Below are 24,713 nucleotides of genomic sequence, written 5' to 3'. Positions count from 1 at the left end.
TTTCCACATGCCGGGATGTTGAATCGTGTCTTATTCGGCATCTATCGGTGTGCGCCAATCGCCGATCATCCGCTCGCGACGGCATCGGCCAATGAGCAGTGGACAGGGAGCGCGGCGACCGGGTTCGTCCAGCGTCGATTCCGGGCGATCGCCGCCGCCGTGCTGCCGCCACACGAAATTCGTCAATTATCAAAAACACGTTCCGTCTCGATAAACACGTTTGGTATCATCGCGCAAAATCATACGGGGGGCCGTATCATGCGCGATCAACAGCGCAGCATCCGCAATAACGGGGTAACGGGCGCGCACGTGCATGTCGCGTGTTCTGCCGCCTTTCCGCTTTTCGCCGCGACACGCCTGTTGCGCGCATCTTTCCTTCGAATATCGTAGTCGCCCGTCCGGCGATGAATCAGGCCGCGCGTGCGCCGCGTCGATGCGCGCACGTCCGTGCCGACACGCCCGTTCCGGGCATTCTTTCCACGCAAGGAGACCAGCAGTGAAAATCCAGACACGACGCACCGTACTCGTGGCGGCAGCGGTCGTCGCAGCGCTGTCCGGCTGCGCGACCGAATCGTCGCGCACGCTCGACGTGCCGGCCGTGAGCAGCGCGCAGAAGCCTTACGCGGGCAAGCCCGTTGCGATCGCGGTCGGCAAGTTCGACAACCGCTCGAGCTACATGCGCGGCATCTTCTCCGACGGCATCGACCGCCTCGGCGGACAGGCGAAGACGATCCTCGTCACGCGCCTGCAGCAGAGCCGGCGCTTCAACGTGCTCGATCGCGAGAACCTCGACGAGATCAAGCAGGAAGCCGGCTTCATGAAGAAGGCACAGGCGGTGAAGGGCGCCAACTACGTGGTGACGGGCGATGTGACCGAATTCGGCCGCAAGGACGTCGGCGATCACCAGTTGTTCGGCATCCTCGGCCGCGGCAAGACGCAGGTCGCGTACGCGAAGGTCAACCTGAACATCGTCGACACGACGACGTCGGAAGTCGTCGCATCGAGCCAGGGCGCGGGCGAGTTCAGCCTGTCGAACCGCGAAGTGATCGGCTTCGGCGGCACGGCCGGCTACGATTCGACGCTCAACGGCAAGGTGCTCGACCTGGCGATCCAGGAGGCCGTGAACCATCTCGCCGAACAGGTCGACGCCGGTGCGCTGAAGACCGCGCAGTAAGCGCTGCAGGCGCCGGGGCCGGCGCCGCATGCGATCGATTCACCACGACATCAAAGAGAAAAGACCATGAAACGGGGTAACTGGCTGCCGGCGACGGCCGCCGCATTGCTGCTCGCCGGCTGCGCGAGCTCCACGCCGCCGCTCTATCAGTGGACGGGCTATCAGCCGCAGGTGTACGAATACTTCAAGGGGCAGAAGTCGCCGCAGGAGCAGATCGACGCGCTCGAAAAGGCGTTGAAGGACATCCGCGGGAAGGGCCATATGCCGCCGCCGGGCTTCCATGCGCATCTCGGGATGCTGTACGCGAGCGTCGGCAACGAGCAGCAGGCCGAGCAGGAACTGCAGGCAGAGAAGCAGCTGTTCCCGGAATCGTCGACCTACATGGATTTCCTGCTGAAGAAGAAGACCGGCGCAGCGAAACCCGCGGATCAGAAGGCTGCCGGGCAGAAGGCTGCCGACCAGACGATCGCCGGGCAGAAGAACGCCGATACGAACACCGCCAAACAGTGACGCGCCCGCCATGTTCAAGACTCTCTCATTCAAGCTGATGTCCGTGCTGTCGATCGTCGCGCTGCTGAGCGCGTGCGCGCACCCGGTGAAACGACCCGATTACACGGCGTTCAAGAAGAGCCAGCCACGCTCGATCCTCGTGCTGCCGCCGATCAACGAGACCTCGGACGTCGCGGCCACCTACGGGGTGCTGTCGCAAATGACGCTGCCGCTCGCCGAGTCCGGCTACTACGTGGTGCCGGTCGCGGTGATGGACGAGACGTTCAAGCAGAACGGCCTGACCAACGCGGCCGAGATCCAGGGAACGTCGCCCGCGAAACTGCGCGAAATCTTCGGCGCGGATGCCGCGCTGTATTCGAAGGTTTCGCAGTACGGCACCGTATACCGGATTCTCGCGAGCGCGACGGTCGTGTCCGCATCGGCGAAGCTCGTCGACCTGCGCACGGGCGACGTGCTGTGGCAGGGCCGGGCGAGCGCGAGCAGCGACGAGGGCGGCAACAACGGCGGTGGCGGCCTGATCGGCATGCTTGTGGTGGCCGCGGTCAAGCAGATCGCGAACACGTTGATGGATCAGAGTCACGACGTCGCCGCGTTCACGAGCGGCCGGCTGTTGTCGGCCGGGCCGCCGAGCGGGTTGCTGTATGGGCCGCATTCGCCGAAGTACGGCACGGACTGACCGACTCAGGCTGCCCCGCTGCATAGGGGCATCGAAACGGAGCGGCCGCGCACGTCAGGTGCGCGGCCGTTTTGCGTCGATCCGGCCGGAAAAATGCGGAAAGCGGCCGGCGCCGCGCAGCGGCTCAATGCACGCCGAACGCGTCGAGCAACCGGTACCAGCTCATCGCGAGCACCAGCGCCGGCGTGCGCAGTGCCGCGCCGCCGGGGAAGTCGCGATGCCGGATCTTGCCAAACAGGTCGAACCGGCTCGCCTGTCCGTCGATCGCCTCGGCGATCAGCTTGCCCGCGAGCGCGGTCGTGTTCACGCCGTGCCCCGAAAATCCCTGCGCGAAGTACATCGTCGGCGCGACGCGGCCGAAGTGCGGTGCGCGGTTCATCGTGATGTCGACGAAGCCGCCCCATGCGTAGTCGACCTTCACGTCCGCGAGCTGCGGGAACGTCTTCAGCATGTCCGCTCGCATCGCGGCCGCGAGATCGCGCGGCTCTCGCGTCGAGTAGCTGACCTTGCCGCCCCACACGAGCCGCGTGTCGGGCGCCGGCCGGAAATAGTCGAGCACGAAGCGGCTGTCGCAGATCGCCGCGCGCGCGGGCATCAGCGCGGCGGCGCGCGCTTCGCCGAGCGGTTCCGTCGCGATCACGTAGGTGCCGACCGGCATGATCTTCTTCGACAGCGCGGGCGCGAGCGTGCCGACGTAGGTATTGCATGCGAGCACGACGAAACGCGCGCGAACGTTGCCGCCGCTCGTCTCGACGACGTGGCCGCCCGCGACGTCGCGCACGCGCGTCACGCAACTGTCCTCGTGGATCCGCACGCCCGCGCCGGTCGCCGCGCGGGCGAGGCCGAGCGTGTAGTTGAGCGGATGCAGGTGGCCGCTGTCCGGGTCGTACAGGCCGCCGCAATAGCGGGCGGACTGCACGTAGTCGCCGAGTTCGTCGGCTTCGACGAAGTGGAAGCGGTCGTAGCCGAAGCGCTTCGCGGCTTCGTCGCGCCAGCGCTTCAGCGCATCGGCGTCGCGCGCGGTGTTCGCGGCGGTCAGGTAGCCGGGCACCAGCGCGCAGTCGATGTCGTGCCGCGCGATGCGCGACTTCACGAGTGACAGCGTTTCGAGCCCCATGTCCCAGATGCGCTTCACGTCGCCTTCCGGCATGAATTGCCCGAACGTGTCGATGTCGCACGCAAAGCCGCCGATCAACTGGCCGCCGTTGCGGCCGCTCGCCGCCCATCCGACCCGCGACGCTTCGAGCACGGTCACCGAGTGGCCGCGCTCGGCGAGGTTGAGCGCGGCGGACAGGCCCGTGAGGCCCGCGCCGATCACGCACACGTCGGCGTCGGTCGTGCCGCCGAGCGGCGCGTGGCGGGTCGTATCGTTGGCGGTCGCCGCGTAGTAGGACGCGACGTGCGGCTGGTTGGCGAATGTCTGCATGGTCAGGAGAACGGAGAAAGTCAGAATAGCTCGCGCACGCGGTGGTACAGCATTCCGAGTTCGAGCGCGGGTTGCCGCCATGCGTCGCCGCCGGGGAAGCGCCGGTGGCGCATGCGCGCGAACAGGTCGAACGCGCGCGTGTCGCCCGCGATCGCGCCGGCGACCGCGCGTCCGGCGATGCCGGTGAGCGCGACGCCGTGCCCGCTGAAACCCTGCACGTAGAAGAAGTTCGGATCGAGCGCGCCGAAATCCGGCGCGCGGTTGCGCGTGACGTCGACGAAGCCGCCCCACGCGTGGTCGACGCGCACGTCGGCGAGTTGCGGAAACACGCCGGCCATCCGTTGCCGGATCGTTTCGGCGAGCGTCGCGGGCGACGCGCCGGCCGAATTCGCGCGGCCGCCGAACAGCATCCGGTGGTCGGCCGACAGCCGGAAATAGTCGAGGAAAAAGTTGTTGTCGCACACGGCTTCGCGCCGCGCGATCAGTGCGTCGGCGCGTGCCTGGCCGAGCGGCTCGGTCGCGATGATGTACGACGCGATCGGCGCGATGCGCGCGGCGGTCGCGGCCGGCAGCACGCCGCCGGGGCCCGCGTTGCAGCACGATACGACGTAGCGGCAGCGCACCTCGCCAGACGGCGTGCGTACGACGGGCCGCACGCCGCGCACGATGTCGAGTGCGGGCGTGTGCGCATACAGCGCGACGCCTTCGCGGCGTGCGGCATCGGCGAGGCCCAGGCAATACTTGAGCGGATGCAGGTGGCCCGACAGCGGATCGTGCACGCCGGCCAGGTAGCGCGTCGACGCGATGCGCGCACGGATCGCGCCGGTGTCGAGCCACGCGAGCGACGGATGGCCCCAGCGCGACGTCGCGGCATCCATCCATGCGCGCAGGTCGTCGATGCGGCGCGGCTTCGTCGCGACCGTCAGGTAGCCGCGTGTGAAGTCGCAGTCGATTCCGTAGCGCGCGATCCGCTCGGCGATCAGCGCGACGCCGTCCAGCGACAGCGACCACGCGGCGCGCGCGCCGTCGGCGCCGAGCTGCCGCTCGATCTCGTCGTCCTTCGCGAAGCCGGTGATCGCCTGGCCGCCGTTGCGGCCCGATGCGCCCCAGCCGGGCCGGTGCGCATCGATCACGGCGACCGACAGCCCGCGCGCGCGGCAGTCGAGCGCCGTCGACAGGCCCGCGAAGCCGGCGCCGATCACGCAGACGTCGACGTCGATTCCATCGTCGAGCGCAGGATCGTCGACCGCGGGCCGCGTGGCCGTCGCTTCGTAGTACGAGTCGCGCGCGAGCGCATCGGCGCGGCGGGTGAAAGACTGCGTCATCAAATCGGCTCCCTCTTTACGGCTGGCATTCGGTGCGCGACGCACCGCGATCCGGCCGGCAAAAACGGCGCGGGACGCCGTGCACGCGGCACGGCGTCCCGCGTGTGCTGCGTCAGAACGAATAGATGAACTGCGTCGCGAGCAGGTCGTTGGACTTGCCGTACGAACCGTCGTTGCGCAGGAACACCTTGTTGTTCGCCCAGTCGTGCCGGTATTCGACCTTCACGGTGATCTGCTGGGTCGGATAGAACAGCAGGTCGAGCGCGACGTCCTGGCGCACGGCGCCCTTGCACTCGAAGCCCAGGCCGCCGCCGGCCTTCGACATCGCGAGGCAGTCCGCGTCGACGCCGAAGCCGTTGTTCGGATCCATCCCGTTGCCGTTCAGCGCGATGCCGCCGCCGCCGCCGCCGTTCTTCGTATTGGCGAGCAGGTCGTAGCGCAGTGTCACGCCCATGCGGCCGACCACCGGCGCGTTGAACTTGCGGTGCGCGAGCAGCGACAGGCCGTACCATTGCGCGAGCCCGCCATTGAACGCCGCATGCTGCTGCCTGCCGTAGTCGACTTCGGCGTTGTACTGAATATCGGCAAGCGTGTAGGTCGCGTCGAGTTCGCCGAAGAAGAACGAACCGTATGCGCTCGGCGCCGCACCGCCCGGGCCGTAGTGGACGACGCCCTGGTCGTCGATCGCGCTCGCGAGCGTCTGCCGCCCGATGTTGAAAGACCCGCCGATATCGAGCGCGCTCGACCACGTGTAGTCCGCGCGCGCGGTGAAGGTCGGCACCTTGTTGCTGGTGCTGATCGGATCGCCGAGCGCATTGGTGCCCGTCTGCGTGACCGAGCCGTACGTGCGGTACTGCTCGTTGCCGAGGAAGAACTTCCACGCCCAGTTGCCCTTCGTGTAGTTCGCGCCGACACCGACGTAGCTGCCCGGATCCGAGAAATCGTACAGCAGGTTGTGCGTGAGCGTGAGCATCTGGTTCGACTGCTGCACCTCGTAGCCGCCGAAGCTCGGGATCAGGCCGGCGACCAGCGTCGTCGTGGCGGTGATCGGCACGTTGATGACCGCCGTGTTCAGCAGGTTGTCGGTGATCGAGCCGCGCGAGTTCTGCAGCAGCGTGATGCCGTTGCCGCGGTTCGGCATCAGCGTGATCTCGGCCGACGGCGCCATCGGGCCGACGCCGAAGGTCTTCTTGATGTCGAGGTAGAGATCGCCGAACGTGCTGTTGAAGTAGTTGTACGCGTTCTCGTGGTTCGCGAACAGGAACGACGACGTGCCGGCCGCGCGGTTGTAGATGTAGGTCGGATCGATGTAGCCCGTCACCGACAGGCCGGCGAGCGGGCCCGTGCTGGCCGCGTCGGTCAGCGAGTCGACCTTCAGCTGCTGGTTCGCGATCTGCTGCTTCATGTCGCTGACCTCGTCGTTGGTCAGCGTGGCCTGTGCGCGGCCGTAGTCGGGCGAGCCCGGATCGACGGCTACGGCAACCGGCGCCGCGCCGGCCTTCGCACCGGCCTGCGCGACCACGGCGCCGCCCGGCTTCGCGGCGAGCTGCGCCTGCATCGCCTTCATCTGTTTCTGCAGCGCCGCGACCTGCGCCTGCAGCGCCTTGATCTCGGCGGATGTCGAGCCGGCCAGCGCGATGCCCGGCAACGCGCCGGCCACCAGCAGGCAGATCAGTTTCTTCTTCATTGCGGATTCTCCTTGTCGTGCGCCAGTCAAAGTGCGATCGGTTCGCGCGCCGCATGGTGCGGCGCGCGGGTCTTGTTATCGAGGAAAGGGAAAGGGGAGGCTCACGCCACCGCGAACGCCGCCTTCATGTCGGCCACGCGGCGCCGCTCGCGCGCGATCATCATCCGGTTCACGACGATCACGCCGATCGTCACGGCCGTGATGAACAGCGTCGCCAGTGCATTCATCTCCGGGTTCAGCCCGAGCCGCACGCGCGAGAACACCACCAGCGGCAGCGTCGTCGAACCCGGCCCCGACAGGAACGCCGACAGCACCAGGTCGTCGATCGACAGCGTGAACGACAGCAGCCAGCCCGACAGCAGCGCCTGCGAGATCAGCGGCAGCGTCACCACGAAGAACACCTTCAGCGGCGTCGCACCCAGATCGAGCGCGGCCTCTTCCAGCGACTTGTTCATCTCCTTCACGCGCGACTGCACGATGATCGCCACGTACGACACGCACAGCATCACGTGACCGATCCAGATCGTCACCATCCCGCGGCCCTTCGGCCAGCCGAACATCTGCTCCAGCGCAACGAACAGCAGCAGCAGCGAGATGCCCTGGATCACTTCCGGAATCACCAGCGGCGCGTTGATCATCCCCGTGTACAGCGTGAAGCCCCTGAAGCGGCCGAAGCGCGCGAGCACGAAACCCGCCCACGTGCCGATCACGACCGACGCGGTGGCCGTCAAGAGGCCGATCTTCAGCGACAGCCACGCGGCGCTCAGCAGCTCGTCGTCCTGCCACAGCGACGCGTACCACTTCAGCGAGAAGCCCGACCACACCGTCACCAGCTTCGACTCGTTGAACGAGTACACGACCAGGCTGATGATCGGGATGTACAGGAACAGGAAGCCGAAGGCGAGAACGCCCGTCGACAGCGGTTTGCTCGGCTTGATCATTTCGCTTCCTCCAGTTCCTTGACCTGGTAGTACTGGAACAGCGCCATCGGCACCAGCAGCAGCATCACCATCGCGACCGTCACCGCGGACGCCATCGGCCAGTCCATGTTGTTGAAGAATTCATCCCACATCACGCGGCCGATCATCAGCGTGTCGGCGCCGCCGAGCAGTTCCGGAATCACGTACTCGCCGACCGCCGGGATGAACACCAGCAGGCTGCCGGCGATGATCCCGTTCTTCGACAGCGGCAGCGTGATCCGCGTGAACGCGACCCACGGCCTGGCGCCGAGGTCGTACGCGGCTTCGAGCAGCGTGAGGTCCATCTTCACGAGGTGCGCGTACAGCGGCATCACCATGAACGGCAGGTACGAATAGACCATCCCGATGTAGACGCCCGCATCGCTGTGGTACAGCCGCAGCGGCGTGTGGATGATGCCCAGCGCGATCAGCGTGTGGTTCAGCAGGCCGTCGTCCTTCAGGATGCCGATCCATGCGTACACGCGGATCAGGAACGACGTCCAGAACGGCAGCATCACGGCCATCATCAGCACGTTGCGCCGGTTCGGTTCCGCACGCGCGATGTAGTACGCCATCGGATAACCGATCAGCAGGCACAGCACCGTCGACACGGCGGCCATCTTCAGCGAGCTGAGGTAGGTCGCGATGTACAGGTCGTCCTGCAGCAGGAACGCGTAGTGCGACAGCTGCAGCGCGAAGTGCACGACGCCGTCCTTGAACTCGACGAGCGACGTGTACGGCGGGATGCCCATCACCTGGTCGGCGAAGCTGATCTTCAGCACCAGCACGAACGGCAGCGCGAAGAAGACCGCGAGCCACAGGAACGGCACGCCGATCGCGACGCCGCGGCCCGACGGCAGGAAGCGCGACAGCGCGGCGAAGCGGCCCGGGCGAGCCCGGCCGGCGCCGGCGCTCGCGGCGCCGGTCGACACCGGCGCGGACGGAGTGGAAGCGGAGGTTCTCATCGTGTCGTCCTCACTGCGTCAGCACGACGCCGCTGGCCGGCGACCACGACACGAACACGTCGTCGTTCCAGGCCGGTGCCGCGTCGGTCAACAGATGCGAGCTCGACAGGTTCGACACGACCGTCTTGCCGCTCGGCAGGCGCACGTGATACAGCGAGTACGCGCCCATGTACGCGATGTCGGTCACGACGCCGCGCGCCCAGTTGTGCTTCGAACCCGGCTTCTCGCGCGACACGTGCACGCGCTCCGGGCGCACCGAGATGCCGACCGGCATCCCGAGCGGGCCCGTCACGCCGTGGCTCACGTACATGCGCGCCTCGAGGTCGTCGCTTTCGACGAAGATGTGATCGGGCTCGTCCTCGACGACACGGCCTTCGAACAGGTTCGTCGAGCCGATGAATTCGGCGGAGAAGCGGCTGTTCGGAAATTCGTACACCTCGCCCGGCGTGCCGATCTGCACGATCCTGCCTTCGCTCATCACCGCGAGCCGGCTCGCCATCGTCATCGCCTCTTCCTGGTCGTGCGTGACCATCACGCAGGTCACGTCGACCTTCTCGATGATGTTCACGAGTTCGAGCTGGGTCTTCTGGCGGATCTTCTTGTCGAGCGCGGACATCGGCTCGTCGAGCAGCAGCAGCTTCGGGCGCTTGACCAGCGAGCGCGCCAGCGCGACGCGCTGCTGCTGGCCGCCGGACAGCTGATGCGGCTTGCGCTTCGCGTACTTGCTCATCTGCACGAGCGCGAGCGCATCGGCCACGCGCTCCTTGATTTCGTTCTTCGGCGTGCCTTCCTGCTTCAGGCCGAACGCGACGTTCGATTCGACCGTCATGTGCGGGAACAGCGCGTACGACTGGAACATCATGTTCACCGGGCGGCGGTACGGCGGCAGCGACGCGAGATCCTCGCCGTCGACGAAGATCTTGCCGGAGGTCGCCGTTTCCAGCCCGGCGAGCATGCGCAGCAGCGTCGACTTGCCGCAGCCCGAGCTGCCGAGCAGCGCGAACAGCTCGTTTTTCGCGATCGTCAGGTTCACGTTGTCGACGGCCGTACTGTCGCCGAATTTCTTCACGACGTTTTCGATGCGCACGAACGCGTCGTTTTGCGTACGGGCCGCGGCGGCCGGTTGGGTCTGTCGTACAGCAGCGGAAGAGGGTATCGATTGCATGGGAGTCACCATTCGTTCTTCACGGATTGCAGGCGTGAGCGTCCCCGCACGAGGCGCGCAACGCGACTCGCGGACAACGGCTCGTGCCGGATGGAACAGTGCGCGCGGCGCGCGCGGGCGGACGGAGGTCCGCGAATCTCAGGTGCGCAGGCGTGGAGCGATGCCTGCGCCGCCGTGATGCATGGCGATCAGTGGCCGGTTTTCAGCTGCGCCCACAGACGGTTCTCGAGGCGCAGGATGTCGGCCGGCATCGGCTTCATCAGCACCATCTTCTTCAGCACGTCTTCAGGCGGATAGACGGTCGGGTCCTGCGCGACGGCCGGTGTGACGAACTGGTGCGCGGCCTTGTTCGCGGTCGGGTAGAACACCGTGTTGGTGATCGCCGCGTTGACCTTCGCGTCGGAGACGTAGTTGATCCACTTCAGCGCGGCCTCGGGGTGCGGCGCATCCTTCGGGATCACCATCACGTCGAACCACAGCAGGCCGCCTTCCTTCGGGTTCGAGAACTTGATGTCGTACGAGCGCTTCGCTTCCGACGAGCGGCGGTGTGCGATGCCGACGTCGCCCGACCAGCCGAGCGCGACGCACACGTCGTTGTTCGCGAGGTCGTTGATGTAGCCGGACGAGTTGAACTGGGTGATGTACGGGCGGACTTTCTTCAGGACTTCGAATGCAGCCTGGTAGTCGCCGGGGTTCTTGCTGTTCGGATCCTTGCCCATGTACTGCAGCGTGGCGGCGAACACGTCGACGGCCTGGTCGAGGAACGACACGCCGCAGCCCTTCAGCTTCGCCATGTTGGCCGGATCGAACACCAGTGCCCAGCTGTCGACGGGCGCGTTGTCGCCGAGCGCTTTCTTCACTGCCTGCACGTTGTAGCCGATGCCGTCCGTGCCGTAGGCCCAGGGGACGCCGTACTGGTTGCCCGGATCGGCATCCGAGATCATCTTCATCAGCAGCGGGTCGAGGTTCGCGAGGTTCGGGATCTTCGACTTGTCGAGCTTCTGGTACACGCCGGCCTGGATCTGCTTGGCCATGTAGTTCGACGTCGGCACGACGATGTCGTAGCCCGAACTGCCGGCAAGCAGCTTCGCCTGGAGCGTATCGTCGCTGTCGTAGTTGTCGTACTTGACGTGGATGCCCGTCTGCTTCTGGAAGTTCGGGATCGTGTCCGGTGCGATGTAGTCGGACCAGTTGTAGACATTCAGCTCGTCGGCATGCGCCGACGGGCTGGCGACCGACGTGAACGCTGCCGCGGCGGCGAGGGCGGCAACGGAACAGGCTTGGCGAAGAAAGCAGGCACGCATGGTGGAGTTCCCCTGGTTATGGCAGCGTGCGGCGCCCGCCGCACGCCTGTAGGCAAGGCCGTTACGAAATACCCAGTTGCTGGGCGGTTGCATCGACGGCCTTCTTCGCCTTCGACACGAGTTCATCGATTTCCTGACGCGAGATCACGAGCGGCGGCGACAGCAGCATCCGGTCGCCGGTCGCACGCATGATCAGGTTGCCGTTGAAGCAGAAGTCGCGGCAGATCGTGCCGACGTCGCCGCCGTTCGCGAAGCGGCGGCGTTCGGCCGGCGCTTCGGCGAGCTGCAGGCTCGCGACGAGGCCGTGGCCGTGCACTTCGCCGACGATCGGGTGACGCGCGAAGGTTTCGCGCATCAGCGCCTGGAAGTACGGGCCCGTGTCGTTCTTCACGCGCTCGACGATCCCTTCGTCGCGCAGCAGCTTCAGGTTCGCGACCGCGACGGCCGCGGCGACCGGATGGCCCGAGTACGTGAGGCCGTGGTTGAATTCGCCGTTGTCGATGATCGGGCGTGCAACCCGCTCGTGGATCCCGACCGCGCCCATCGGCACATAACCCGACGTGAGGCCCTTCGCCATCGTGATCAGGTCCGGCTCGAAGCCGAAGTGCTGGTGCGCGAACCATTCGCCGGTGCGGCCGAAGCCGCCGATCACTTCGTCGGCGACCAGCAGGATGTCGTACTTGCGGCAGATCCGCTGGATTTCCGGCCAGTACGTCGACGGCGGGAAGATCACGCCGCCCGCGCCCTGGAACGGCTCGCCGATGAACGCCGCGACGTTCTCCGCGCCGAGTTCGAGAATCTTCGCTTCGAGCTGCTGCGCACGCGCGAGGCCGAACGCTTCGGGCGTTTCGCCCGGCTGCGCTTCGCCGAAGAAATACGGCTGATCGATATGCACGATGTGCTCGACCTTCGACGGCATCTGCTCGTGCATGTAGCCCATCCCGCCGAGCGTGCCGCCCGCGATCGTCGAGCCGTGGTAGCCGTTCTTGCGCGAGATCACGTACTTCTTCTGCGGCTTGCCTTGCACGCGCCAGTACTGGTGCACGAGGCGCAGCACGGTGTCGTTGCCTTCCGAGCCGCTGTTGCAATAGAAGAAGTGGTTGAAGCCGGCGGGCGTCACTTCCGCGAGCATTGCCGACAGTTCGATCACCGGCGGGTGCGTCGTCTTGAAGAAGGTGTTGTAGAACGGCAGTTCCTGCAGCTGGCGATACGCGGCATCGGCGAGTTCCTTGCGGCCGTAGCCGACGTTCACGCACCAGAGGCCGGCCATCCCGTCGATGACCTTGTTGCCGTCCGAGTCCCACAGGTAGACGCCGTCGGCCTTCACGATCACGCGGCTGCCCGCGCGGTTCAGCGCGCCCATGTCCGAGAACGGGTGGATGTGGTGCGCGGCGTCGAGCGCGCGGTATTCGGCGGTCGAGCGTGCCTGCGTCGCGCGCGGCGCGACGGCCGGCGCGGCCGGCTGGATCCAGGCAGATTCGTTGCGGTAAGTCATGTTTCCTCCGTGATTCCGTATGGCGGTTGTGCGCGCGCTTAGACGTGCAGCAGCAGGTGGCGGCGTTCCCACGAGCTGATCACGCGGAAGAACGCTTCGTATTCGGTTTCCTTCAGCGCGAAATACGCCTTCAGGAACTTTTGGCCGAGGATTTCGCCGAGCGGCTCGCACGCGGCCATCAGCGTCAGCCCTTCCTCGAGGTTGCGCGGCAGCTGGTACGGCAGTTCGTAGCCGTCGCTGACGAGCGGCTCGGTCGGCTCCAGGCGCTGCGTCATGCCGAGGTAGCCGGCCGCGAGCGTCGCGGCGAGCGCGAGGTACGGATTGCAGTCGACGCCCGGAATCCGGTTCTCGATGCGGCGCGCCGACGGGCCCGAGTGCGGGATGCGGAAGCCGACCGTGCGGTTGTCGTAGCCCCACTGCACGTTGATCGGCGCGGCCATGAAGCGCGACAGGCGACGATACGAGTTGATGTATGGCGCGAAGATCGGCATCAGCGCCGGCGTGTACTTCTGCAGCCCCGCGAGGTAGTTGTAGAACATCGACGTCGCGCCGCCGGTTTCCTGCGACGTGAACAGGTTCTGGCCCGTTTCCTCGTCGACGATGCTCTGGTGCACGTGCATCGCCGAACCCGGCTCGTTTTCCATCGGCTTGGCCATGAACGTCGCGTACATGTTATGACGCAGCGCGGCCTCGCGCACCGTGCGCTTGAACAGGAACACCTGGTCGGCCAGCGACAGCGCGTCGCCGTGCATGAAGTTGATCTCCATCTGCGCGGCGCCGACTTCGTGGATCAGCGTGTCGATGTCGAGGTTCTGTGCTTCGCAGTACTCGTAGATGTCCTCGAACAGCGGATCGAACTCGTTGACGGCCTCGATCGAATACGACTGGCGGCCCGTTTCGGGGCGTCCCGTGCGGCCGACCGGCGGGCGCAGCGGCAGGTCGGGGTCCTTGTTCATGTCGACCAGATAGAACTCGAGTTCCGGTGCGACCACGGGCTTCCAGCCCTTCGCGTTGTACAGCTCGAGCACGCGGCGCAGCACGTAGCGCGGCGAGATCTCGACCGGCGAGCCGTCGAAGTGCACGCAGTCGTGGATCACCTGCGCGGTCGGGTCGACGGCCCACGGGATCAGGCGGATCGTCGACTCGTCGGGCACGCACACCATGTCGGGATCGGTCACGCCGGTCAGCGAGCCGTCTTCCGGATATTCGCCGGTGACGGTCTGCACCATCACGGCCTGCGGCAGCCGCATCGATTCGCCGGACGTGAACTTGTTGCGCGGCGTGATCTTGCCGCGCGCGATGCCGGCCATGTCGGGAATGATCGCCTCGACTTCGGTGATCCGGTGTTGCTTCAGAAAACTTTCGATGTCTTGCATGTCTGTTCTCGTAAGTGGGGCGGCGCGCTCAGGCGAGCGCGGCGGCGGCCGTGGCGCGCGTGCGGGCAGTGCGGCGGGCGCGGCAGGCGTCGCCGAAGGCGCGGAAGATCGCGCTCGACAGCGGATCCTGTGCATGCCGCCATTCCGGGTGCCATTGCACGGCGAGTGCGAAAGCCGGGGCATCGACGACGCTGACGGCCTCGATCAGGCCGTCCGGCGCGACGGCCTCGACGGCGAGGCCGGAGCCGAGCTGCGCGATGCCCTGCTGGTGCAGCGAGTTCACGCGCACTTCATCGCGGCCGCCGGCGAGCGCATGCAGCTTGCCGCCGGGCGTCAGGTGCACGACGTGTGCGGGGCCGTATTGCGTGTCCATCGGCGCGGCGTCGTCCTCGCGGTGATCGGCGAGGCCCGGCACGTCGTGCACGCGCTGGTGCAGCGTGCCGCCGTAGACGACGTTCAGCTCCTGGAAGCCGCGGCAGACGGCGAGCACCGGCACGCCCGCGGCGATCGCCGCACGCAGCAGCGGCAGCGTCGTCGCGTCGCGTGCCGGGTCGTGCTTCGTACCGGGTGCGCTCGGCTCGCCGCCGTACAGGTGCGGCTCGACGTTCGAGTAGCTGCCGGTAAACAGCAGGCCGTCGACCGTGTCGAGGATGTCGTCAGCCGACTGGCGCTCGCCGAGCGCGGGCAGCACCATTGCGAGCGCCTGCGCGCCGTCGACGATCGCGGCGACGTATTTGTCGCCGACCGTATGCGACGCGTGTGCGCCGATTTGCGTGTGGTCGGCGGTGATGCCGACGAGAGGTTTCCTTTCCATGACGTCAATCAGTAATCCGTAGGGCTGTGGCGTGCGTCGGGTCTGATACTGCAAAACGCAGGCACGACACGGCCCCGCAGCCTGGCGCAGAGCGCAAGGCCGCTGGTGAATGGGCGCAGCGGGATGACGTGGCGATCCGCGCTGCGCGCGACGATCAGGCCGTCGTTCGTTCGGATGCGATACGCGACGCGGCAACGAATGCGCGAACGCGTTCCGTCACCGCATGGACGATGCGGTTGGCGAATCGGCAAACGAAACGAACGACGTAAAGAAAGGAGAGGCGCTACGGCAGCAGCGACGCCACTTCGTCGGTATCGACGGCGACGAATGCGCGTGCGGAAACGGCGTTGTGGCGCCGAACGGAACGACGGGACAGGATGGTGTAGATCGACAGATGCTGCAGGCGAGGACTATGCCAGCCGCAACTGCCATCGGAAGGGGACGCCGCGCTGCGCGAACTTCGCGCCACGCTTCGATCCCACCTCACCAGAGGGCCACGGACTCTCACGATTACACTCGACTGGGTTGTTGAAAGTATTGAACACCTGACCGTTTCGACGCGCTGGGCGTTTAAAATAATCAAGGCGCCGGTTACACGTCATTTACATGATGGGCAGCAATTTTTGCGTTGCAATAACGCGTTTTGCTGCCTGTGAAAGCCAAATGACGCTGACCTGAGAGCCAGCATATACGAGTCAAAAACGGCGTCAAATGTTTTTTAACGGTCCTGTATCAGGGCTTTCCCGAGCAGTGAAAACAAAGATTCACAAAAGGAATAATCGGAACGGTGTTCATTATTTCGAACGCCTTTCAGGGTTTTCCCCGCTGATGCACGGCATAAAGTGATTAGAATATTCAACGGCTGTCCACTGCGTCGTTTCACTTTGTCATCGCACTTATCGTGTCCGAAACCGAATCGATGTCCACCGAAGTCGCCGAGCGCCTGCGTTTCGTGCGCAACAAGCATGGCCTGTCGCAGCGCGAACTCGCGAAGCGCGCCGGCGTGACCAACGGCACGATCTCGCTGATCGAACAGGGCCGTGTGAGCCCGTCGGTCGGCTCGCTGAAGAAGCTGCTCGAATGCATCCCGATGAGTCTCGCGGAGTTCTTTACGTTCGAGCTCGTCGAATCGCGCACGGTCGTATCGCGTCGCGCCGAGATGCCGAACCTCGGCAACGACACGCTCGCGTTTCATCTGGTCGGCGCGAGCGTGAAGGACCGCAACATGTGCATCCTGCGCGAGATCTACCAGCCGCACGCCGATACGGGCCCCGAGATGCTCGTGCACGCGGGGCACGAGGGCGGCGTCGTCGTATCGGGTCGGCTCGAGCTGACCGTCGACGGCGCGACGTGGCTGCTCGACCCCGGAGACGGCTACTACTTCGAAAGCCGTTTGCCGCACCGTTTTCGCAATCCCAGCGCGGAACAGATCTGCGAGGTCGTGTCGGCCAATTCGCCGGCAACCTTCTGACCGCGCGTCACCGCATTCGCGGCCGGCCGCGCATGATGCGCGCGGCGCGTCGCACCGCGAATGCCACAACATTGAGGCATCCTGATGAACAAGTTGACTTTGGCTGACTGGCAGGACAAGGCGGCGTCGCTCGAGATCGAAGGGCGCGCATTCATCGACGGCGCGTTGCGCGACGCGCAAGGAGGCAAGACGTTCGACTGCGTGAGCCCGATCGACGGCCGCGTGCTGGCGAAGGTCGCCGAATGCGGCGAAGCCGACGTGAACGCGGCGGTGGCGGCCGCGCGCCGCGCGTTCGACGCGGGCGTATGGGCCGGCCTGAACCCGCGTGCGCGCAAGGCCGTGCTGCTGCGCTGGGCCGCGCTGATGCACGAGCATCTCGACGAACTGTCGCTGCTCGAGACGCTCGACGCGGGCAAGCCGATCGGCGACACGACGACGGTCGACGTGCCGGGCGCCGCGTATTGCGTCGAATGGTTTGCGGAAGCGATCGACAAGGTCGGCGGCGAAGTCGCGCCGGCCGATCATCATCTCGTCGGTCTCGTCACGCGCGAGCCGGTCGGCGTGGTGGCGGCCGTCGTGCCGTGGAACTTCCCGATCCTGATGGCCGCATGGAAGTTCGGCCCCGCGCTCGCGGCCGGCAACAGCGTCGTGCTGAAGCCGTCGGAGAAATCGCCGCTGACCGCGATCCGCGTCGCGCAGCTCGCATACGAAGCCGGCATCCCGGCAGGCGTGTTCAACGTCGTGCCGGGCGCGGGCGTTCCCGGCAAGCTGCTCGCGCTGCATCGCGACGTCGACTGCATCGCGTTCACCGGCTCGACGGCGGTCGGCAAGCTGATCATGCAGTACGCCGCGCAGTCGAATTTGAAGCGCGCATGGCTCGAACTCGGCGGCAAGTCGCCGAACATCGTGCTTCCCGATTGTCCCGATCTCGACCGCGCCGCGCAGGCCGCGGCCGGCGCGATCTTCTACAACATGGGCGAGATGTGCACGGCCGGCTCGCGGCTGCTCGTGCATCGCGACATCAAGGACGTATTCATCGAGAAGCTCGTGGCGGCCGCGCGGGCTTACGTGCCCGGCAACCCGCTCGATCCGTCGGTGTCGATGGGCGCGATCGTCGACGGCATCCAGCTCGAGCGCGTGCTCGGTTATATCGAGGCGGGGCGCAGCGAAGGCAGGCTCGTCACGGGCGGTGCGCGCGTGAAGGAGGAGACGGGCGGCTTCTATGTCGAGCCGACGGTGTTCGAGGTGAAGCCCGATGCGAAGATCGCGCGCGAGGAGATCTTCGGGCCCGTGCTGTCGGTGATCGTGTTCGACGACGTCGACGAGGCCGTGCGGATCGCCAACGACACCGAATACGGGCTGGCCGCGGCCGTATGGACGTCGAACCTGACGACCGCGCACGACGTGTCGCGCCGGCTGCGCGCGGGCACGGTGTGGGTGAACTGCTACGACGAGGGCGGCGACATGAACTTCCCGTTCGGCGGTTACAAGCAGTCGGGCAACGGCCGCGACAAGTCGCTGCATGCGCTCGAGAAGTACACCGAGCTGAAGTCGACGCTGATCCGGCTGCGCTGACGCGGTGCCGCGGGCGCAACGCCGCCAGGCGGTTCGCCCGCGGTCCGCAGCCAGAAGCACGCGTTATGCGGTGCGCAGCGCGGGGTGGAAGCCGGCGGCCTCGATGATCGACTGCACGCGCTCGGCGCCTTGCGCCGATTCGACCTTGACGATCTTCGTCGCGACGTCGATGTCGAGCTTCGCGGCGGGATCGGCGGCCGTCACCGCGCGCGTGATTGCATTGGCGCAGCCGCCGCAGGTCATGTCCTGGACTTCGAATTCCATCGTGTTCTCCTGAGTTGACGATTGACGAGCATGGTCAGCATGAAGCTTGCCATGGTGGGAGGGTCAAGCGCATTCATGCCGCCTGATGCATGCGTTGTCGCCCGGCGCGGCGAAATGATTCGTCAGGGTGAGGTCAGACAAATAGGGGGGCAGTCGCATGCGTCAGTCGGAATCTTTCCCGATTGACGCCGATGCGCGGCCGCCGTCGTGCGACGAGCGCCTTGCCTGGCAACGCGCGGTGCGCATGTGTGAAGCGCTATCTCCATAATGCTGGTAAGGGTACGCGATATGGAAATGCGAATCGATCTTACTATCAATGTCCTTCGACATTCCATTTCATTACGTACATGAACCGTTTCGCACTGGGTTTCGCCGCTGTCCTGCTGGGCGCGTCGGCCGCCACCGCATTCGCCGCCGACGACGTCGTCAACCTGACGCTGAAGGACCACAAGTTTTCGCCCGATGGCGTGACGATTCCGGCCGGCAAGAAAGTGAAGTTCGTCGTGAAGAACCTCGATGCGACGCCCGCGGAATTCGAGAGCGACGACTTCAAGGCCGAGAAGGTCATTCCCGCCGGCAAGTCGGCCGAGATCCTGGTCGGGCCGCTGAAGGCCGGCACCTACGAGTTTCACGACGAGTATCACGAAGCGCAGTCGAAGACCCACCTGACCGTCAAGTAAGCGAATCCCGCCATGCTGTCTACCGCGCTGATTGTCTTTCGTGAAGTGCTCGAGGCCGCGCTGGTGGTCTCGATCGTGATGGCCGCCACGAAGGGCGTGCCGCGGCGCGGCTGGTGGGTAGGCGGCGGGCTCGTCGGCGGCGTGGTCGGCGCGGGCCTGATCGCGGCGTTCGCCGACGTGATCTCGCAGTGGGCGTCCGGCATGGGGCAGGAAGTATTCAACGCGGGCGTGATGTTCGTCGCGACGCTGATGCTGGCCTGGCACTGCATCTGGATGAGCCGGCACGGCCGCGAGATGGCGCTGCACATGGGCGAAGTCGGACGGGCCGTCGCGGCCGGCAGCCGGCCGCTGACGGGGCTGGCGATCGTGGTCGGCGTCGCGGTGCTGCGCGAAGGCTCCGAGGCCGTGCTGTTCCTGTACGGCATCGCCGCGGGCGATCCGGGGCAGACGCCGCAGATGATCGTCGGCGGGCTGCTCGGCGTGCTCGGCGGAGCCGGGCTCGGTTATGCGATGTATGCGGGCCTGCTGCAGATTCCGCTGAAGCGCCTGTTCTCCGTCACCAACGGGCTGATCGTGCTGCTGGCGGCCGGGATGGCGAGCCAGTGCGTCGGTTTCCTGCTGGCGGCCGGCCTCGTGCCGTCGTGGGGCGATGCGATCTGGGACACGTCGTGGCTGCTGAAGGAGTCGAGCATCGTCGGCAAGGCGCTGCATACGCTGATCGGCTATACCGCGCGTCCGGCGGGCATCCAGATCGCCGCGTACGTCGCGACGCTGGCGGCGATCGTCGTGCTGACGCGGTTCGTCGGTCGTCCGCATGCGACGATGAGGCCGCCACGGCATGCCGCGTGAGTTTTCCCGGGTTTGAACGAAAGAAGGGGCGTCCATGACGCCCCTTCTTTCGTTTGCGGCTCGCGGTCAGCCCGAGGTCGGCTGCGCGCCGGTCAGCGGTGGCTGTCGATCCACGCGCGGGCCCATTCGAGCCCGGCCTCGCGCGCGTCGTCCTCGGTGTCGAATACGCCGAGCACGCCGGACGCTTCGACGAGCTTGTTGTTCTGCGTGATCGTGCCGCTCGCCGCGAAGCGTTCGGGCTGCAGAATCTCGTCCTGCTGCAGGATCGCGTGGCCCCAGATCTGGTAGCCGAGGTAGTTTTGCGCTTCCATTATCGAGTCACCTCCGCGGAGCGGTTGTGCGTGCCGACCCGCAGCACGTTGCCGTCCGGCGTGTATTGCCGCGGGATGTCGGAGAAGTTGAGCGCGTGCGTCTCGTCGGGGCCGGCGGGCTGCATCACCGTGAGACGGCCCGGCGCGGGCTGCGCGACGGGGCGCGGTGCGACCGGCGCCTCGGCCGCGGCGGGCGGGCGAGGCGAGCCGGCTTTCACGGTTTGCGTGACACGACGCTTGTGCGGTTTCGCAGCGGCTTTCGGCGTTGCGCTCGCGTGCTTCTCGGCGCTCTTGCCGGCGCGTGCATCGGCGCCCGCGTGCGCGGCCGGCGTATGGGCGTCCGGCGTACGGCCTTCCGGCGTACGGCCTTCCGGCGTACGGGCCGCCGGCCGTCGCGCCTCGGGCGGGTTCCAGACCTCGACGTAGTGCTCGGCGGCCCAGCTCGTCGACGCGAACGTCAGCGCCAGCAATCCGCATCCAAACAGTCTTACCATTGTCTCTCCGTCATATTCGTTGCGGCTCGCGTCGCGGTGTCCGGTGCGGACCGCGTTCGGTCGGCCGCTTATGCGCATTCGGGGAAGTCGGCTCAGGAGAACACCTCGAGCCCGTGTTTCTCGACGATCTGGAGCATCCGCGCGGCGATGCCGCTCGGCCGTTTGTCGCCCTGTTCCCATTGGCGGATCGTCGACGTCGTCGTATTCAGGTAGAGCGCGAATACGCTCTGGCTGACGTTGACGGATTTGCGGATGCGGGCGATCGCTTGCGGATCGAACTGCGGGGCGGCTTCGATGCAGAGATCGTCGTATTCGCGCATCGTTTTCTTGTCGATCAGGTTTGCGCGATAGAGGCCCGACGCGGCGCTGTGGATCGCCTCCGTTGCGTCGCTCTTGAATCGACTCTTAGCCATTGCAAATCTCCACAAGCTCTTTCAGTGCGATCAGCGTCGCGATATCGGCGTCGGTGCGGCGCCCGACATCCGCGGCGAGCTTTCTGAAGGCGCGCAGTTCGCGTTCGTCGATGTTGCCCCTGTCGCGTTTTGCGAACAGGAACACGAAAACCCACGCCTGCCCGACCTTGCTCAGCACGATCCCGCGGTGCCGATTCCCGTCCAGGCGCTTTTTCCAGACGTTGCCGCCGAGCTCGACGCCCTGGCCGCGCGCCAGTTCCCGCGCGGCGCGGCAGAGTTCGGCATCGGCGATTCCTGCCTTTCTGGCTGCCTTGTGAAACCACTTCGTCTTGAAGACGCGTCGTACGGAAGCAGGCATGTCGGGCCGGTCTAGTTAGCACAGGATTATATACCACTACGTGGTACATATTTCGACCTGGCCGAATGGCCTGCTTCTCACCGATACGCAGCCGGGACGGCCCGGCGAGGGCCATCCCGGTCGTCCTGCCTTACTCCACCGTCACCGATTTCGCGAGGTTCCGCGGCTTGTCGACGTCGGTGCCGCGCGCACACGCGGTGTGATACGCGAGCAGTTGCAGCGGCACGACGTGCAGGATCGGCGACAGTTGCCCGTAGTGTTCCGGCATCCGGATCACGTGCAGGCCGTCGTCGTTGACGATCTGCGTATCGGCATCGGCGAATACGTACAGCTCGCCGCCGCGCGCCCGCACTTCCTGCATGTTCGACTTCAGCTTCTCGAGCAGCGTGTCGTTCGGCGCGACCGTGACGACCGGCATCGCTTCCGTGACGAGCGCGAGCGGCCCGTGCTTCAGTTCGCCGGCCGGATAGGCCTCGGCGTGGATGTACGAGATTTCCTTCAGCTTCAGCGCGCCTTCGAGCGCGATCGGGTAGTGCAGCCCGCGGCCGAGGAACAGCGCGTTTTCCTTGCGCGCGAATTCCTCCGACCACGCGATGATCTGCGGCTCGAGCGCGAGCACGCTGTTCAGCGCGGCCGGCAGGTGGCGCAGCTGCTTCAGGAACTCGGCTTCCTGCGCGGCGTCGACGTGCCCGCGCAGCTTGCCGAGCGTCGCGGCCAGCACGAACAGCGCGACGAGCTGCGTCGTGAACGCCTTGGTCGACGCGACGCCGATCTCGGTGCCCGCGTGCGTCAGGAACTGCATTTCGGTCAGGCGCACCATCGCGCTCGTCGCGACGTTGCAGACCGCGAGCGTATGCGTGTGGCCGAGCGACTGCGCATGCTTGAGCGCCGCGAGCGTGTCGGCCGTCTCGCCCGACTGCGAGATCACGAGCACGAGCTGGCGCGGGTTCGGCACCGACTCGCGGTAGCGGTATTCGCTCGCGATCTCGACCTGGGTCGGGATTTTCGCGATCGATTCGAGCCAGTACTTCGCGGTGAGGCCCGAGTAGTAGCTCGTGCCGCACGCGAGGATCAGCAGGCTGTCGATGTCCACGAACGCGGCGGGCGCGGCGTCGCCGAACAGCGTCGCGTCGAACGCGTCGGTCTGCGGCACGGTATCGCCGATCGCGCGCGGCTGCTCGAAGATTTCCTTCTGCATGAAGTGGCGATACGGGCCCAGCTCGACCGCGCCGCCGTATGCGCTGACTACGCGGATTTCGCGCTGCACGGTGGCGCCGTGGCGGTCGACGATCTTCACGCCGTCGAGCGACAGCTCGCACACGTCGCCTTCCTCGAGGAACGTGAAGCGGTCGGTGCTGCCCGCGAGCGCGAGCGCATCGGACGCGAGGAAGTTCTCGCCGTCGCCGTGGCCGACGACGAGCGGCGAACCCTGGCGCGCACCGACGACGGTGTGCGGCTGGTCCTTGTGGATCACGGCGATCGCATACGCGCCGTGCAGCTGCCGCACGGCTTCGCGCACCGCGTCGAACAGGTTGCCGCGGTACAGGCTGTGCACGAGGTGCGCGATCACTTCGGTGTCGGTCTGCGACACGAATTCGTAGCCCTTCGCGCGCAGCGCTTCGCGCAGCGGCTCGAAGTTCTCGATGATGCCGTTGTGGACGAGCGCGAGCGCGTCCGACGAGAAGATCGGGTGCGCGTTGTGCGTGACGGGCGCGCCGTGCGTCGCCCAGCGCGTGTGCGCGACGCCGGTCGTGCCTTCGAGGTGCGATTCGCGCACCTGCGCGTCGAGATCGGCGACGCGCGCGACGCTGCGCGCGCGCTTCGGAGCGCCCGGCTCGAGCACGGCGACGCCGCACGAGTCGTAGCCACGGTATTCGAGGCGCCGCAATCCTTCGATCAGCACCGGAACGATATTACGCTGCGCAACTGCGCCGACAATGCCGCACATGAATGGGTCAGTCCTGTAAGTCGACGCGGGCGCCGCCGGGGCGCCCGCAAAGGGTTCAGCTTTTCTTCTTGACCGGGCGGACGTAGCCGCTCTTCGTCGTCTGGGTCTTCTCGTTCAATGCGAGCAGGCCGTCGGCAACGTCCTTCCAGATCGTCGTGCCGGCCGCGATCGTCACGCCGCGGCCGACGCGCACGGGCGCGACGAGCTGCGTGTCGGAGCCGACGAACACGTCGTCCTCGATCACGGTGCGGAACTTGTTCGCGCCGTCGTAGTTGCAGGTGATCGTGCCCGCGCCGATGTTCACGCGCGCGCCGATGTCGGCGTCGCCGATATACGTGAGGTGGTTCGCCTTCGAGCCGTGGCCGATCACCGCGTTCTTCACCTCGACGAAGTTGCCGACGTGCGCTTCGTCCGCGAGCTGCGCGCCGGGGCGCAGCCGCGCGTACGGGCCGATCACGGTGTTCGCGCCGAGCTCGGCGCCGTCGATGTGCGTGAATGCGTCGATGCGCGTGCCGGCGCCGACCGACGCGTTGCGGATCACGCAGTTCGCGCCGATCGTCACGTTGTCGGCGAGCGTCACGTTGCCTTCGAACACGCAGTTCACGTCGATCGACACGTCGCGGCCGCAGCGCAGCGTGCCGCGCACGTCGATGCGCGCCGGATCGGCGAGCGTGACGCCGTCGACGAGCAGCGCTTGCGCGACGTTGCGCTGGTGGATGCGCTCGAGTTCGGCGAGCTGCGCCTTGCTGTTCACGCCGAGCGTTTCCCATTCGTCGTCGGGCTGCGCCGTGACGACCTCGAAACCGGCCTCGATCGCGAGCTCGACGACGTCGGTCAGGTAGTACTCGCCCTGCGCGTTTTCGTTCTTCAGCGCGCCGAGCCACATCGACAGCTGGGCCGTGGGCGTGACGATGATGCCGGTGTTGATTTCGGCGATCTTCAGCTGTTCCGGCGACGCGTCCTTCTGCTCGACGATGCGCGTGACGATGCCTGCCGCGTCGCGCACGATGCGGCCATAGCCGGTCGGATCGTCGAGCGTGACGGTCAGAATCCCGTAGCGGCCGTCGCGCGCGGCGTCGACGAGACGCCGCAGCGTCGACGCGCGGGTGAGCGGCACGTCGCCGTACAGCACGAGCGTCGGTTGCGCGGGATCGAGCAGCGGCAGCGCCTGGCGCACCGCGTGGCCGGTGCCGAGCTGCTCGGTCTGCACCGCGAACTGGACGTCGGGCGCGGCGACGGCAGCCTGGACCCGCTCGGCGCCGTGACCGACGACGACGACGAGCCGGGACGGCTGCAGCGTGCGCGCGGTGTCGATGACGTGGGAGAGGAGCGGCCTGCCGGCCAGGGGGTGAAGCACTTTCGGCAGCGCGGAACGCATGCGCTTGCCGGTGCCTGCCGCCAAAATCACGATATTCATGGCGCCAGCTTGTCAGAGGAGTTCGAAGCCGTCCATTTTAGCATGCGGCCCCCGCCG

The 24,713-nt window shown here is 66.4% G+C and carries 26 protein-coding genes; 8 read left to right on the top strand and 18 right to left on the bottom strand.

Translation table 11 applies throughout. The features are described from left to right. Window positions 1-15 precede the first annotated feature (15 nt). The 4 genes from AC3WLY_RS16065 to AC3WLY_RS16050 all read left to right on the top strand — a co-directional run bounded on the left by AC3WLY_RS16065 (window position 16) and on the right by AC3WLY_RS16050 (window position 2,360). A complete protein-coding gene (locus AC3WLY_RS16065) occupies window positions 16-390 on the top strand; it encodes a hypothetical protein (RefSeq protein WP_175963367.1) in 375 nt (124 codons plus the stop codon). A gap of 112 nt (window positions 391-502) precedes the next feature. Next, on the top strand, window positions 503-1,174 hold the full coding sequence (locus AC3WLY_RS16060; protein ID WP_204426390.1) for a CsgG/HfaB family protein: 672 nt from the start codon (window positions 503-505) through the stop codon (window positions 1,172-1,174). A 66-nt stretch (window positions 1,175-1,240) separates the two neighbouring features. Beyond that, the gene (locus tag AC3WLY_RS16055) at window positions 1,241-1,684 is read left to right on the top strand and encodes a DUF4810 domain-containing protein (RefSeq protein ID WP_492310641.1); all 444 of its coding nucleotides are present in this window, start codon (window positions 1,241-1,243) and stop codon (window positions 1,682-1,684) included. Window positions 1,685-1,694: 10 nt separating this feature from the next. Further along, on the top strand, window positions 1,695-2,360 hold the full coding sequence (locus tag AC3WLY_RS16050; RefSeq protein WP_425132752.1) for a DUF799 domain-containing protein: 666 nt from the start codon (window positions 1,695-1,697) through the stop codon (window positions 2,358-2,360). A 124-nt stretch (window positions 2,361-2,484) separates the two neighbouring features. Here the strand turns inward: AC3WLY_RS16050 and AC3WLY_RS16045 are convergent, their stop codons facing one another. The 11 genes from AC3WLY_RS16045 to AC3WLY_RS15995 form a co-directional block, all read right to left on the bottom strand. After that, window positions 2,485-3,786 (bottom strand): NAD(P)/FAD-dependent oxidoreductase, encoded by a 1,302-nt coding sequence (locus AC3WLY_RS16045; protein WP_492310642.1) that lies wholly within the window; start codon window positions 3,784-3,786, stop codon window positions 2,485-2,487. A 20-nt stretch (window positions 3,787-3,806) separates the two neighbouring features. Continuing rightward, on the bottom strand, window positions 3,807-5,111 hold the full coding sequence (locus AC3WLY_RS16040) for an NAD(P)/FAD-dependent oxidoreductase (protein ID WP_492310643.1): 1,305 nt from the start codon (window positions 5,109-5,111) through the stop codon (window positions 3,807-3,809). Between the two features lie 112 nt (window positions 5,112-5,223). Then, the gene (locus tag AC3WLY_RS16035) at window positions 5,224-6,798 is read right to left on the bottom strand and encodes a DUF3138 family protein (RefSeq protein WP_492310644.1); all 1,575 of its coding nucleotides are present in this window, start codon (window positions 6,796-6,798) and stop codon (window positions 5,224-5,226) included. A 101-nt stretch (window positions 6,799-6,899) separates the two neighbouring features. After that, entirely contained in the window at window positions 6,900-7,739 is an 840-nt protein-coding gene (locus AC3WLY_RS16030) for an ABC transporter permease subunit (RefSeq protein WP_034179243.1), read from the bottom strand. Then, window positions 7,736-8,722: an ABC transporter permease subunit gene (locus AC3WLY_RS16025; protein WP_492310645.1), complete on the bottom strand. Its 987-nt coding sequence runs from the start codon at window positions 8,720-8,722 to the stop codon at window positions 7,736-7,738. Before AC3WLY_RS16025 ends, AC3WLY_RS16030 begins: the two co-directional genes overlap by 4 nt. Window positions 8,723-8,732: 10 nt before the next feature. Continuing rightward, window positions 8,733-9,887 carry an ABC transporter ATP-binding protein gene (locus AC3WLY_RS16020; RefSeq protein ID WP_175963374.1) on the bottom strand — a complete coding sequence of 385 codons (1,155 nt, stop codon included), beginning with the start codon at window positions 9,885-9,887 and terminating at the stop codon, window positions 8,733-8,735. Window positions 9,888-10,075: 188 nt separating this feature from the next. Then, on the bottom strand, window positions 10,076-11,191 hold the full coding sequence (locus AC3WLY_RS16015) for a polyamine ABC transporter substrate-binding protein (protein ID WP_072437505.1): 1,116 nt from the start codon (window positions 11,189-11,191) through the stop codon (window positions 10,076-10,078). Between the two features lie 61 nt (window positions 11,192-11,252). Continuing rightward, entirely contained in the window at window positions 11,253-12,686 is a 1,434-nt protein-coding gene (locus tag AC3WLY_RS16010) for an aspartate aminotransferase family protein (RefSeq protein ID WP_492332692.1), read from the bottom strand. A gap of 38 nt (window positions 12,687-12,724) precedes the next feature. After that, entirely contained in the window at window positions 12,725-14,062 is a 1,338-nt protein-coding gene (locus AC3WLY_RS16005; RefSeq protein ID WP_492310203.1) for a glutamine synthetase family protein, read from the bottom strand. Between the two features lie 28 nt (window positions 14,063-14,090). Continuing rightward, the gene (locus tag AC3WLY_RS16000) at window positions 14,091-14,876 is read right to left on the bottom strand and encodes a gamma-glutamyl-gamma-aminobutyrate hydrolase family protein (protein WP_492310204.1); all 786 of its coding nucleotides are present in this window, start codon (window positions 14,874-14,876) and stop codon (window positions 14,091-14,093) included. A 283-nt stretch (window positions 14,877-15,159) separates the two neighbouring features. After that, window positions 15,160-15,384 carry a hypothetical protein gene (locus tag AC3WLY_RS15995; protein ID WP_072437498.1) on the bottom strand — a complete coding sequence of 75 codons (225 nt, stop codon included), beginning with the start codon at window positions 15,382-15,384 and terminating at the stop codon, window positions 15,160-15,162. Between the two features lie 411 nt (window positions 15,385-15,795). Between AC3WLY_RS15995 and AC3WLY_RS15990 the strand changes: the two genes are divergently transcribed. Continuing rightward, window positions 15,796-16,347, top strand: a complete 552-nt coding sequence (locus AC3WLY_RS15990) for a cupin domain-containing protein (protein WP_072437665.1) — start codon at window positions 15,796-15,798, stop codon at window positions 16,345-16,347. Window positions 16,348-16,431: 84 nt separating this feature from the next. After that, window positions 16,432-17,922: an aldehyde dehydrogenase gene (locus tag AC3WLY_RS15985; protein ID WP_310135489.1), complete on the top strand. Its 1,491-nt coding sequence runs from the start codon at window positions 16,432-16,434 to the stop codon at window positions 17,920-17,922. A 63-nt stretch (window positions 17,923-17,985) separates the two neighbouring features. Here AC3WLY_RS15985 and AC3WLY_RS15980 read toward each other — a convergent pair whose 3' ends face one another. After that, on the bottom strand, window positions 17,986-18,186 hold the full coding sequence (locus AC3WLY_RS15980) for a heavy-metal-associated domain-containing protein (protein ID WP_047899211.1): 201 nt from the start codon (window positions 18,184-18,186) through the stop codon (window positions 17,986-17,988). 347 nt (window positions 18,187-18,533) lie between these two features. Here AC3WLY_RS15980 and AC3WLY_RS15975 point away from each other — a divergent pair, with 347 nt between their 5' ends. Next, a complete protein-coding gene (locus AC3WLY_RS15975) occupies window positions 18,534-18,866 on the top strand; it encodes a cupredoxin domain-containing protein (protein ID WP_034179235.1) in 333 nt (110 codons plus the stop codon). 12 nt (window positions 18,867-18,878) lie between these two features. Beyond that, window positions 18,879-19,715: an FTR1 family iron permease gene (locus AC3WLY_RS15970; RefSeq protein WP_492310205.1), complete on the top strand. Its 837-nt coding sequence runs from the start codon at window positions 18,879-18,881 to the stop codon at window positions 19,713-19,715. A gap of 92 nt (window positions 19,716-19,807) precedes the next feature. Here AC3WLY_RS15970 and AC3WLY_RS15965 read toward each other — a convergent pair whose 3' ends face one another. From AC3WLY_RS15965 to glmU, 6 genes are all read right to left on the bottom strand, one after another. Further along, entirely contained in the window at window positions 19,808-20,026 is a 219-nt protein-coding gene (locus AC3WLY_RS15965; RefSeq protein ID WP_072437493.1) for a DUF6566 family protein, read from the bottom strand. Continuing rightward, window positions 20,026-20,520 carry a hypothetical protein gene (locus tag AC3WLY_RS15960; protein ID WP_492310206.1) on the bottom strand — a complete coding sequence of 165 codons (495 nt, stop codon included), beginning with the start codon at window positions 20,518-20,520 and terminating at the stop codon, window positions 20,026-20,028. The genes AC3WLY_RS15965 and AC3WLY_RS15960 overlap by 1 nt, the downstream gene beginning before the upstream one ends. Before the next feature lie 92 nt (window positions 20,521-20,612). Next, window positions 20,613-20,933, bottom strand: a complete 321-nt coding sequence (locus tag AC3WLY_RS15955) for a helix-turn-helix domain-containing protein (protein WP_034179231.1) — start codon at window positions 20,931-20,933, stop codon at window positions 20,613-20,615. Further along, window positions 20,926-21,291, bottom strand: a complete 366-nt coding sequence (locus AC3WLY_RS15950; protein ID WP_072437489.1) for a type II toxin-antitoxin system RelE/ParE family toxin — start codon at window positions 21,289-21,291, stop codon at window positions 20,926-20,928. The genes AC3WLY_RS15955 and AC3WLY_RS15950 overlap by 8 nt, the downstream gene beginning before the upstream one ends. A gap of 130 nt (window positions 21,292-21,421) precedes the next feature. After that, window positions 21,422-23,239: a glutamine--fructose-6-phosphate transaminase (isomerizing) gene (glmS, locus tag AC3WLY_RS15945; RefSeq protein WP_492310207.1), complete on the bottom strand. Its 1,818-nt coding sequence runs from the start codon at window positions 23,237-23,239 to the stop codon at window positions 21,422-21,424. 55 nt (window positions 23,240-23,294) lie between these two features. Continuing rightward, entirely contained in the window at window positions 23,295-24,656 is a 1,362-nt protein-coding gene (gene glmU / locus AC3WLY_RS15940; RefSeq protein ID WP_492310208.1) for a bifunctional UDP-N-acetylglucosamine diphosphorylase/glucosamine-1-phosphate N-acetyltransferase GlmU, read from the bottom strand. Between the last annotated feature and the right edge of the window lie 57 nt (window positions 24,657-24,713).

The sequence above is a fragment of the Burkholderia sp. FW306-1C-G01B genome, from assembly GCF_058781685.1.
The sequence above is the reverse complement of the archived record's forward strand: the minus strand, read 5'-3'. Positions and strand labels throughout refer to the sequence as shown.